Below are 11,546 nucleotides of genomic sequence, written 5' to 3'. Positions count from 1 at the left end.
TATCATAATTAATGGCAATTTTTTGCGTGTATGATGATCTTGTTTTGTGTTGTTTGATAAGTGATGCCGCTTAACTGGCCCAGTACCGTAAGTACTTTAGGCAAAGCATCGCCCGAAGAAAAGCTGATCGTGTATTTGCAGTTGGCCAAAGGTGCATCGGCCAGTTCTATACCCTGGTTATATCGCCTCGATAGCGCCTTCACTATCTCCTGAATGCCGGTTTCCTCAAAATACAGTTCACCTTTTTTCCATGCGCTCAACTTTTCGGCATCGGCAGTAGTGGTAACATGGCGGCGACTATTTACATCGTAGCTCAACATCAAATTGTGGGTAAGTACATCACCCAACTGTTTGGTAACGCCATTTTGTTGCTCGCTTACTTTAACGCGGCCTTGTACCACGGCTACCTTAATATTGGCCTCATCGGTATAGGCATGCACATTGAACTCGGTACCCAAAACCTGGGTTTGTAATTTGCCGGTGCTTACAATAAACGGCCTCTGCTTATCGTGCTTAACCCTGAAATAGGCTTCGCCCGAAAGCGTTACACGGCGGTATTTTTGATTATAGCTGCCACCTACAGCTAATGATGACGAGGAATTAAGCGTTACCTCGGTACTATCTGGCAGTACAATGATCTTTTGTTGCCCCGGCAAGGTAGAAAAGCGTTGTTCGGCAGGTGTTTGCGGTTTATATAACTGATTGTAAAACAAGTAAGCTAAAGGGATAAACACCAACATTGCAGCCACACTCGCGTAGCGAAACATTGTTACAGTACGGCCACGTGGGGTACCGGTTTGTTTCAGCACTTCCTTCCGTGCAGTTTTCAGAATATTTTTTTCGGATACTGAAGAAACTTCAGGAATATCCTGACGGCCTAATCCGACGAGCCATTGCTCCACACGAAGTTTTTCCGCGGGTGTGCATTCGCCGTCCCGGTATTTTTTTAACAAGGCTTTTTCCTGTGCCGATCCTTTCATATTCATCTGCACCTATAATCGGCAGATGCGGCGATGAGTACCGTTAAATAATTATGAAAAGTTTGTTAAAATAAAAACACCGAAAATTTTACCTTATAACAGGTTTTTAAGCGCGATGAGGATAAACGAGATGCTCACTATGCGGTTAAAGCGCACATGCAGGTGTTTAAGGGCAATGGTGAGGTTATTTTTCACCGTTTGTTCTGACAGGGAAAGCCGCCGGGCAATATCTTTTATGGTAAGCTGTTCGAGGCGGCTCAGCTTAAATACGTTTTTTACAGACTCGGGCAGTTTATTGATCTCGCTGCTAAACCAATCCTCCAATTCGGAGGCTACGATATCCTGATCGGCGGCGGGGGCCGCGTCGTATTGATACTCGGGCAACAGCGCTTCGTAATTTATTATTTCGCGATTGGCAGCGGTATAAAAATCTACTACCTTATACTTAGCGGCTTTATACAAATAGGGCGATATGGTATCGTTGATCTGGATGCTATAACGATTGTTCCATAGGGTAATGAAGATGTCCTGTACCGCTTCCTTAGCATTTTCGGCCGAATTGATGCGTGAATAGATGTACCGGAACAAAGCCCGGTCGTATTTCTTCATCAATAATAACAGCGCCTTTTGATCATCAGCCTGCATTTGGCTTAACAGATGAGGGTCCGCTGGCAAACTGTTTTTCATTACCCCAAACCTACAGGCGGGGCTTTAAATAATTGTTACGCCTACATAAATTGTGTTAAAACCATAATTTTCTGACAAACGCCATCTTTGGGTCGGCATTACTTCGAAAACAAAAATTCGGGTATAACCTTATCAATGTAAAGAATGCAGGGAAGCTTGACTATACAATTCCTTTGTTTTGCCACATAAATTTGTGTGGTAATATTCAATTTATAAGTTATCTAAACCAATGCCAATACTAATTAATTAAAAAGGCCACGCAAATGGTATTCAAAACGGTAACAAGATATGTCCCATTTTTGGGTTTGCTGTAAAGTTGCAAACATAGTATGCACTATGTAATGACAGAAAATTAGGGACATAAAAAAGGCCTCATTCTTTCGAAAAGGCCTTCTTTTAGTGGGAGTTACTGGGTTCGAACCCTCTTCCGTATATCGTTAGTTATTAGCTAATTACAAAGAACACCTGCATGCAGGTAGTCGTTTAGGTATACCGTTTAATTCGTTTCAAAATTAGTCATTTTTAATAAAAATCCAAATCAGTAAAGACAGTGCTTGCTTCCGCAAGCCCTATTCATTTTCAACCAAGTCATTACACAATGGCGGGAGTGTAGTGATATTAGATACAACTGAAGCAAAAGGATGGTTTAAAGTCAGCTACAACGGGAATGAAGGATACGTTTGGAACGAATACGTCGAGGATTAATAAGTGCAGCCCCCATCCTATTCACATACCAGTTGCATTATTATAAAACTTATATTTCCTTTACTATTTTAAACTAAGTCACATATATAAAATTAATTCTATGCTAAAGCTCTATAAAAATGATAATGGTACGATTAGTTACTGGGAAACCTGGGATAAAGACAGTAAAAACGCATTAGTACACTGGGGCGTAATTGGTAATAAAGGTCAAAGCAAAGAAGTTAAATCAGGTCTGTTTAAAAGCTTTAAAAAGGAAATACAACAAGAAATTGATCAATTGATTGCTGAAGGATATGGGGTGATTGATACTGAAGATCATTACACACTCCTTATCGAATACATTGTTGATGGAATGGGAACGCTTGAAGACGTTGAAAAACGGTATAGTCTTGAGAATCTAATGAATGAAGTATTAGGTTGGACAGGGTTAGGTCATAGCGATGGCGGAAGTATAGGCAGCGGCACTATGGAGGTTTGTTGCTTGGTAGTTGATTTTGAGATTGCCAAACAAGTAATAGAAAAGGCTTTGCAAGACACTCAGTTTGCGAACTACAGTCGCATCTATGACGAGAATGAAATGTAACATTAGTTAAGCAATCTATTTATCTGATATATCTAAACCATTATCATGCGTAAAGCAATAGCAATAGTCCTCATTATCATAGGTTGCTTAGTATCAATCATAACAATCGGTAGTGTAGTTGCATTATTAAAATCTAATAGTGATGAAGTATTTGGCAGTTCAGCAGAAGAATCGGGATACATCTTTGGCCAATGGTCTTTTTCAATAGGCTTGGCACTGATCTCATATTTTTGCTTAAGAACGGGGATCAGAAGAGTGAAGTTCTATCAATCATAAGCCCCTAATCATCCCGCTTTTGATTACTTAGTGATCATCGAAAAGTATATTCCTGGATTGTCATCTCCAAAGTACGACATTATACCATTTTTAAATGCAACATGACAGAAGCTTAAACCATATTTGTTAATGTATCTTTTGAAGAATTTAAGATTTAGGCGAGCTACTTCTTGGGACGCATTATCATAATCAGTTTTATAAGGTTTGATATTATGGTTCCAGGTGTTCATAAGGTGTATTCCGAGACTGCTTATCTTTCGATAAGAATCAAATTTGGTGTTATTGTAATACTCATCGTAATACTGGTCCCGTAAGTTGTTAATCATTTTTGTTTCTTCCTCAGTTAAAGGTCTGCTGACTTTTATACTGTCAGAAATCTCCTTAAGTATTGAGTCTCGCTGTTCGGAATACGCATAGAAGCGTTTCGACAAGCTATCTTTCAGTTCAATCATATATGATAAACTATCTATCAAATGCCTCTGCTTAATTGTCTTAGAGATAGCTATTTCATCCTTTAGCTGGTACTTGTAAAAATTCAATCTAACCAAAGCTTCTGTCTTTTTAAATGTAAACATTCTGCCTTCGGCATGATTCAATAGTTCCTTTTTGAGATCAGCATCTGTCAGATGTGGGAACTCATTTTGTAACGACCAGTAAAGGGAGGTAACGTCAGTACAGATTTCTTTTGTTTGTCCAGTTTTAGAATCTTTAACGTTTATTACGAGGATCCCTGGAGCTGTTGATGGACCGTCCTCAATCACTTCACGATATGCTCTTTCTTCAAGGCTTTGGCTAAAGCATAAAAAGGGAATGAGCAATAATGTTAACAAGGCAATAGATCGTAGCATAAAAGGATTTAGAGCATTGGCGTAAATGTTCATTTCAATCTCGTTTAAGTATCATGCTTTCAGGGTAGATATAATCAGGGTAAGGATGCTTAGCGTATTCGTGTTTGAAGTTAACTTGAAGTTTCAACGTCTTTTTGTCAATATATGTCAGATGAAGATAAACGACACTCATGGGCTTTTCTTTATTGGTTAGCATAAACACCACTGGCTGGGAATCTGTATCCATTGCACCAAACAAGTTGTTTTTTGCTGTATCAATCGGCACCCGCTTCTTATTGATATAATATTCACAGTCGCCTTTCAGGATGTCCATAACAATGTGATTTGCTTTGTCCATAGTATATTGGATCTTATTGAAGTTTAAAATTATAGCTTTTGAATCCTCTTTCCATATCCACCTTCCTTTAAACTTATCAAGGAACGGATTCTCAATATATGTGTCGGGTTGGAGCGGAGTAGTCGCAGCTTTCGTAATTGAAACACTTTTTAATTTCTGTTGACTAAAGGCTACAGAATATATAAATAGGAAAGCCGTAAGTATAATCGTCTTTTTCATAAACATTAGGAATAAAATTCACATGTAAACAAACCTAGGATGCATATAAACTAAAGATTCCATAATCAATGTTAAATATAATCTGTAATCATAAGCCATCACTTACCTTTCCCGCTTTTTGCTGCTTAGACCGGAGAAAGGTAAGCTCTGCTTATGCCTGTCCTCTCCATTAGGCCATACCGCACAGGCCCAACGGCATTCCGCAACTAAAATGCTATCAAAGCACAATGCCAGATTTCGTTACGTTTAAGAGGCTGCGCCACGTTAAACTCCACTGCTAACGCATCTGTCACAGGCTTTGACAAAGCAAATGACGTTGCTCCATATTCGCTTTCTCTGTCTTTATCAACCTTTCACTTATGCTGCGCTTTTACTTGGTCTGTTGACCAGGTAAGCTTGCAACGTTCAATATTGCTAAAGCCAAGCGTTCGCCATAATTTAACTCACCTACGCCGCGTCGAAGTCGATAAATTTTGGCGGAACAGCAATTGACTGATTGTGTTATCAAGCCTAAATCATTGTCATTGTATGACCGATCAAACGCTTTAAAAACACAGCATCCCATTTTTAATGCTATATCCTGGTTTCAATGTACTGTGCTACTTCAGCCAGGCGGTTGCTAAAGCGCCACTCATTATCGTACCAGGTAGCAATAGACAGTAGATCGCACTGCTTAGCCGTAATGTTAGGATCAATGATGGAGGAATGCGGATTCTCTACAATGCGGGCAGAGATCCATTGTTCTTCCAGCACATCAATAACGCCGTTCGGTTCTGATCCGGCGCAATTAAAATATTCGATAGTTTTCACATGTGGAATGTGAAGTAACTTTGTTTTTATCGAAACCGTCTAAGAAAAGACAGCCGTGATAGCAGAAATTTAACTTAAATAAGACTTTGATTGAGACTGCTTGTAAACTTGTTTTGAACAGTTTGATGATTTAGTTCAAAGATGGACGGGACCGTGCCGACTTAATATCTAAACCTTATTTTCAACGAGTTATATCTCCTTTAATCATCTGTTAACCGTGATGTTAACCGAATAATTTGCTCGATATTAATCAAGTTTATATTAATACTAATATAAGAAATGTTCGGTAGAATATTGAATTTATTCACCCTTTAGTTGCTATTAAAATAAGACCGCATAATAACACCTTCGACGGGTTCGATCCCGCTATGGGCTACATAACTATTGGAGCGTCAGCAGGACTCGAACCAATAATCAGCTGTGCGGGTGAAGTTTTTTAGAAAAAGAGGTGCCTCTTATTCTTTGCAATTATAGGTTGCCCCAATTTAAATTGACTATCGGTTTCAAGCTTTAGTGACTAGTGTCTTGTGTAGAATTATTAGTTTATAGGACAATCTAGTATCTTTTTCGTAAGATATTCGTTTTTGAATTTTTGCAATTAGATCACTCTGACCTGATTGCAATTTATTTTCTTTAGCTAATAAAGAAAGTAATCTATCGATTTTACCAACGGTTAAATTGTTATTCAAAATCACTAAGGAAAATCTCCATAACTGTAAATCCTGATTTTCTGGAAAATTAGATAAACAATGCGTTAAAAGGCGATTTAAGAAAGGTATAGCATTTTTACTGGCTGCAAAAAATAAAGCACCGACCAATATTTTTTGGTGCTTATTTGCCGGTTGATATTCAATTGCATTATCGACACAACGTTCAGCCTGATCCCATTCATCCAAACTGAGATAGGCTTTAAATAGATTCAACGAATGTGAAATATGTAGCTGATCATACGACGTGTTTGAGAACAGTTTTATACAATCTCGATACCTTTTATTCCGAATTAGATAATTGGATATTAAAGTTTTATTGGTTTCATAAAATGGCTTAGTGATTTTGCCCACTCTTAGTATAGTTAAAGCTATATGCCTTTGACCATTTCGCTCAAATTTAGCCGCCCAAGCTTCAATCATTTCCGCTTTGTTATCAACAGGATTATCTTGTTTAATGAATTGGAAAATGGAGTCAGTAACGTCCACCCAAGAAAATAATGAAGATGATAGGGCATTTTCAACTAATACGATTATACTCTTTACGGCATATAAATCATTTCGGTCTAGTAAATAATTTAATAACGTGGGTGTCGGAAATAATCGATTATTTTCTGTAGATGGGCAAGCTTCTAATATTTGATGACATATTTTAAAAAAAGTTTTAATGTCTATTAATTGCTGCTGTAACATTTTATAAAGTGTTTGGCTACTGCTAAACTGTCCGTCCGAAGTTGATAGCCTTATCAGCACCTTGTGGATCTTGAACTTTATAATGAGACTTTCTTTTGCAATAGCTAACGCCTCGATCAACAACTTTAGCGCTTGATATTGTTTATCCAACGCTTCGTCAAGATACATACTCAATAACAACGTTCGAGCATGTACATCATATACGTGGTTCTTTTGAATAATATTAAGTAATAACGAGAAAGCTTCGGGTCGGCGGCCGAGTACTGTGTAAACTTTCGCCATTTCCACTTGTGTTTTATTGCTTTCCGTAGTTAGTATTGGTGACAGTTGTCTCAAATGCCTGTGAAAGGTGGCCAAACAAGACTCGTAAAATTCTACTGAGCTCGGAAAACTATTAAAAATAAAAGATTCTTTGAATGGACGTTTCCAATAAATATTTCTTAAAAGATACTGGTAGTCAATAGAAGTATTATCGGTTAGTTGATTTTTGAAAAAACGTATAGCAAGATTACGATGGGCTGGTATCTTAAGATAACGATGGGCACTTGATTCATGACGTAGCCACAGACTATCATTTTCAAGAATAATGGGGAATTGGTGTCTTGTGTCAGAATCTCTCGGCGACAAGAACCAGATTATTTCTTCTTGTTGCTCTCGCGAAAACACTCCCAATGGCACAGACATACCAAATTGATAAAAGGTCGCTACCATACCAAAAAGACCTTGTAAGAATCCATTTTGATCAACGGTGGATTGTTGCCAGGCTAACCAATCTTTACCGCCGCGTTTATTGCCATTGTCCAAACCCAGGGAATTCAATAAAACTTCGATTTTGTCAACTAGTGTCTCCGTGGAAGACAAACGAAAGAACCCTTTCTCTGCGGATATCAATTTTTTTTCTGGTACTATAGAATAATCTTGCTGTAAATGAGATTTGAGAAGTTCGAAAACTGAATGTAAAAAAAATGGGGTATTCGATAAAACTAAATCAAATATTTCCCGATCTGCAATTAGTTCCTCCCATTCTTCAATGCCGTTAAAACGAAAAGCTTGATCAGCGAAAACAAAATAAACCACATGATTTTTATAATGTGCTTCTGCGGCTTCGATAATTGTACTTAAGGGAAATTGCGCACAATTATCAATGATAATCACCACCGGTATCCTGCTTGGTAAATCAGCGAAATAAATATCATCATCTTCATCAACCGTTCCTGAAAAAAAACAAACATGAAACGTCGTGCTCCATTTTTTTGCCAAATGCCAGACAAGCGTGCTTTTACCATCTCCCATCGACGCGCTGATCCGTAAAATTGAATTTTGACCACAATGCGAAAGAACATGTAAAACGGATTTCAAAATTTGATTGCCTCGATTGTCACTAATCATCAACTCATCAGCAGGCGAGACATAAGCATTTTGTGCGATAATTCGGGGCAATAATTTAAAAGATGTATTATTCTCGAATAAATAAGATACCTTTTCTTTGATCGTTAACTCTACTGCTGTTTGTGAGGCCCAGAACAACTGATCAAGCATCACAACAGCGTCCGATGTTTTTTTTCGACTATCTCTGTGACTTATTGTTTTGGGCTCATAGTAGTTATCAGGCTCTATTTCTCCCAATAATTGCGAACAATCATTCCAAGGTTTCCAAAATGCATAGTAACACAACAAGTCTCTAATCTCGGACGGAATTCGCTCCGTTTTTCGCGAACCGAACGCTTGGTAAAGATCTTCTACTCGTACAGATGGCAGACTGATTTTATAGCGATCAGGATGATGAGCCTTAAAATATTCGTTGAATACAAAAAGGTCAGCACGGAGGTTTGCAAAGGTATAATTCGTACGGGTCGATGGACGCTCCCTACCGGAGGCATTTCTTTTTAAACGATATGGATTATCTCTAAATGTTTGGTGAAGCTTGTTTTTTAATTCCAACGGGATGCTTTTACACTGAGGTTTATTTACCATCTGTATAAGGCATGGATTCATTTTGTGATATTTAGGATAAATCGGTTAAAGCAGTTTTTTAGTTGTGGTCCCGAATTAACCATCGTTTATTCGGATTGTATTAAAAAAATCAATATCATGAAAAAATTCAACACTCACAAATGTGGTAACTCGACATCAGGTGATTCGGTTTATCAATGTAACAAATGCAAGCGCACGTATTGCGAAGTTTGTTTCCCAAGTTATCAATGTGATGGCTGCAAGAAAGTATGGGGAACCTTTTTTTCTGGTTTCCGAACTATAGGGTATATAAAATAACCCTATGGTATAAAAGTTTACAACGGGGGGCGTTAGCCCCCTTTTTTTCCAACTAACTGTGGGAGAAAAAAATTGGCAAGCGACCGTAAACGTGCTTGTCCATTGTGCCTTCCCAAAATTGGTTTCGAACCAATCTATTAATTTGCTAATCGTTTTAGATCATCTAAAAAGCGGTTCGATATCTTTCCCCTACGGGCTGCTCAATACTATTGTTTGAAGCGAAGATATAAGACCAAATTGTAGCACAATCTGGTCTTGTATATTACTACTTATTCACAAGTAACCTAAACAAAACGATAAAAGCTACTTTTCCCTTCTCAACTATGTGTGAATTTCACTTGCTTCAGGTACCGCCAATTGGATACCTTGTTTAAACAATTTGTACAATTTATCTTTAACAATGCTTTTAATTTAAATCGTATCTTACTCCAATCAGCTGTTTATCCGAATCTTATGAGCTATGATGATTCCGGCAAAGACTACAAATGTTGCTCTGACTGCGATGCCGTTGAAGAGATAGATTTTTTCTTCAATGATGTCAAGGGAAATGGCAAATGTGACATATGTAATGGTGAAGGAGAAATAGACGACTTTTTTCGCGCTGAAGTAACGCGTTTTACAGCGAAATTAATAACGTTTGGCTTAGATCAAACGGAATTTCCAGATACAGTTGACTGTCCAAAATGCAACGCCACAGGGCAATGTCAGTCCTGCGGTGGCAATGGCCGTGTGAAAACAGATTGTGAAGAGCAAGAAATCGAAGGTGACGAGAATGAGGTAGAAATACACGGTTACGAAGTAAATGATCATGACAGTTATAGTGACGATGATGAAGATTATGAAGATAACGATAGTTACTCGTACGTTAGCCCGACAGAAAACCACTTAAGTGATATAAATCCAGACAATCCAGTTAGCTCAGGTTCCAACAGCAGTATCGTTGGGATAATTGTTATAATAGCAGTCATAGGAGTAGGGTACGCATTATTTCATCGTTCACAACCTCCGGCAGCAACAGATGTTCGGCAACAACCAGTTTATAATGATGCGCCCGTGCTTCAACAGGAGGCTTTGCCTGAAGTATCTGGAGCAACTCCCACAGTTGTGGATAGCGGTCACGTAGGCTTTTTGATTAGTTGTGACTATTGTGAGCCCTTTTTCGTCTATGAAGATACCATGTTTTTGGGTACAGTGCCAGAACGCCGCTTTGCCGCTGGTCGTGTTTGCGGTTCCTCGGACGTATTAACAATTGCTGAGACAACCGGTGACCATATTTTTACTATAAAAACAAGCGCTGGTGAGAGTTGGCAACAAACCGTGAAAGTGACGCTGGGTGATTGTGTGATGATTGATGCCCAACAAAAACATGTAACGAGTAATAGAGAGGATCCATTAGAAAACGTGCCAATAGCGACAGATATGCTTATTGTGTCTCCTGAAGAACACAGCAGTTTTGATTTCCCGCGAAATACTAATGTTTCCTGGACACCGATGACAGACGTAGACAGTTATGAAGTTGAATTACAACTTGCTGATAAGCCATACGATTACACTGCAACAGCATTTTCACCGATGCCTTACGCTAATCGAGGAATTTCTCCTACAACCGGTACCTCGGTAACAGTTGAGGGAATGGGTTAACAGGTTCACCGCATACGGGTGAGGGCCATTAAAAATGGGCAGATCATAGCGGCTACATCGTGGCGGTATTTTGATTATATCAATTAATGGCAGTCTCATTTGACAACCTCAATACTGACATTCCGCTGTTGTTGGCGAATTGCCAATAGCAAAAGATGAATTTAATTTACGAACAATTCGCTGAGCCCGCAGCGGAACGTTTTCGAACCCCTTTCTGGAGGACTTACGACTACTCGCTTGGTCATGAGTTGAGGCAAATGTCCCTTTTTCAATAGCATAATGCAATAGGTGTGATGTACTGAGGTTTGGCGTTAATTAACAAAATGTTAAATTCATTTAGTTTATGTTTGGGAAAAAGGGTGGGCTAAAAACTTCTTTTCTTTACAAAAAAAAGAAGCAAAGAAACAGCCACAGGTCGTTGTTGGAAAATTCCATTTGCCAAATAGATGAGTGATTGAGCTATCAGTTTTTGAAGAATAGTTCTAACTTCTCGTGATATTGAGTGTTCAATAATAATCACAAAAAAAGCTTGGTCAATAGTTGACGAGCGCAGGAGGCAATCCAAACCCTTATTCGAGAAACCCGAAGGTTAAGGTCTGTTAAATGATATCTCCTATATTAACTTACACTACCCTCCCAAACTTAGGTTGTGTAAGCTAACTTATTTCAAGTTGGTGCCTTTTAAGTAAAATATATACCAAAAAATGAGTAATTTCCCTGCAATAACTTAGATTTGCATTTTTTTTGCTTTTATTAGAAAACAAAAAATATACTTTATACATACCTACC

The 11,546-nt window shown here is 38.4% G+C and carries 10 protein-coding genes; 4 read left to right on the top strand and 6 right to left on the bottom strand.

Going from position 1 to position 11,546, the window contains the following annotated elements; genetic code table 11:
- Positions 1–8 precede the first annotated feature (8 nt).
- The gene (locus ABD894_RS10665) at positions 9–986 is read right to left on the bottom strand and encodes a FecR family protein (RefSeq protein WP_345211011.1); all 978 of its coding nucleotides are present in this window, start codon (positions 984–986) and stop codon (positions 9–11) included.
- Between the two features lie 87 nt (positions 987–1,073).
- Positions 1,074–1,625 carry an RNA polymerase sigma factor gene (locus ABD894_RS10660; RefSeq protein WP_345211010.1) on the bottom strand — a complete coding sequence of 184 codons (552 nt, stop codon included), beginning with the start codon at positions 1,623–1,625 and terminating at the stop codon, positions 1,074–1,076.
- A 567-nt stretch (positions 1,626–2,192) separates the two neighbouring features.
- On the opposite strand from ABD894_RS10660, the gene ABD894_RS28135 reads away from it, so the two are divergent.
- The 3 genes from ABD894_RS28135 to ABD894_RS10650 all read left to right on the top strand — a co-directional run bounded on the left by ABD894_RS28135 (position 2,193) and on the right by ABD894_RS10650 (position 3,231).
- Positions 2,193–2,372, top strand: coding sequence for an SH3 domain-containing protein (locus tag ABD894_RS28135; RefSeq protein ID WP_425562948.1), 180 nt, complete (start codon positions 2,193–2,195; stop codon positions 2,370–2,372).
- A 100-nt stretch (positions 2,373–2,472) separates the two neighbouring features.
- A complete protein-coding gene (locus ABD894_RS10655; RefSeq protein WP_345211009.1) occupies positions 2,473–2,955 on the top strand; it encodes a hypothetical protein in 483 nt (160 codons plus the stop codon).
- A gap of 45 nt (positions 2,956–3,000) precedes the next feature.
- Positions 3,001–3,231: a hypothetical protein gene (locus ABD894_RS10650; protein WP_345211008.1), complete on the top strand. Its 231-nt coding sequence runs from the start codon at positions 3,001–3,003 to the stop codon at positions 3,229–3,231.
- A gap of 23 nt (positions 3,232–3,254) precedes the next feature.
- On the opposite strand, the gene ABD894_RS10645 is transcribed toward ABD894_RS10650, so the two are convergent.
- The 4 genes from ABD894_RS10645 to ABD894_RS10630 all read right to left on the bottom strand — a co-directional run bounded on the left by ABD894_RS10645 (position 3,255) and on the right by ABD894_RS10630 (position 8,819).
- Positions 3,255–4,112, bottom strand: a complete 858-nt coding sequence (locus ABD894_RS10645) for a hypothetical protein (RefSeq protein WP_345211007.1) — start codon at positions 4,110–4,112, stop codon at positions 3,255–3,257.
- 1 nt (position 4,113) lies between these two features.
- Positions 4,114–4,635 (bottom strand): DUF6705 family protein, encoded by a 522-nt coding sequence (locus ABD894_RS10640; protein WP_345211006.1) that lies wholly within the window; start codon positions 4,633–4,635, stop codon positions 4,114–4,116.
- Between the two features lie 573 nt (positions 4,636–5,208).
- Positions 5,209–5,445: a hypothetical protein gene (locus ABD894_RS10635; RefSeq protein ID WP_345211005.1), complete on the bottom strand. Its 237-nt coding sequence runs from the start codon at positions 5,443–5,445 to the stop codon at positions 5,209–5,211.
- Positions 5,446–5,948: 503 nt separating this feature from the next.
- On the bottom strand, positions 5,949–8,819 hold the full coding sequence (locus ABD894_RS10630; protein ID WP_345211004.1) for a hypothetical protein: 2,871 nt from the start codon (positions 8,817–8,819) through the stop codon (positions 5,949–5,951).
- Positions 8,820–9,482: 663 nt separating this feature from the next.
- Between ABD894_RS10630 and ABD894_RS10625 the strand changes: the two genes are divergently transcribed.
- Positions 9,483–10,757: a hypothetical protein gene (locus ABD894_RS10625; protein ID WP_345211003.1), complete on the top strand. Its 1,275-nt coding sequence runs from the start codon at positions 9,483–9,485 to the stop codon at positions 10,755–10,757.
- The last annotated feature ends 789 nt before the right edge of the window (positions 10,758–11,546 follow it).

The organism is Mucilaginibacter gynuensis (assembly GCF_039541195.1).
Lineage (GTDB): Bacteria > Bacteroidota > Bacteroidia > Sphingobacteriales > Sphingobacteriaceae > Mucilaginibacter > Mucilaginibacter gynuensis.
This window is presented reverse-complemented; position numbering and strand designations above follow the sequence as displayed.

What these genes read in the sequence shown, in the direction of transcription:
- ABD894_RS10665 (WP_345211011.1), bottom strand. Translation starts at nt 986, where the DNA reads ATGAATATGAAAGGATCGGCACAGGAAAAAGCCTTGTTAAAAAAATAC.
- ABD894_RS10660 (WP_345211010.1), bottom strand. Translation starts at nt 1,625, where the DNA reads ATGCAGGCTGATGATCAAAAGGCGCTGTTATTATTGATGAAGAAATAC.
- ABD894_RS10655 (WP_345211009.1), top strand. Translation starts at nt 2,473, where the DNA reads ATGCTAAAGCTCTATAAAAATGATAATGGTACGATTAGTTACTGGGAA.
- ABD894_RS10650 (WP_345211008.1), top strand. Translation starts at nt 3,001, where the DNA reads ATGCGTAAAGCAATAGCAATAGTCCTCATTATCATAGGTTGCTTAGTA.
- ABD894_RS10645 (WP_345211007.1), bottom strand. Translation starts at nt 4,112, where the DNA reads ATGAACATTTACGCCAATGCTCTAAATCCTTTTATGCTACGATCTATT.
- ABD894_RS10640 (WP_345211006.1), bottom strand. Translation starts at nt 4,635, where the DNA reads ATGAAAAAGACGATTATACTTACGGCTTTCCTATTTATATATTCTGTA.
- ABD894_RS10630 (WP_345211004.1), bottom strand. Translation starts at nt 8,819, where the DNA reads ATGGTAAATAAACCTCAGTGTAAAAGCATCCCGTTGGAATTAAAAAAC.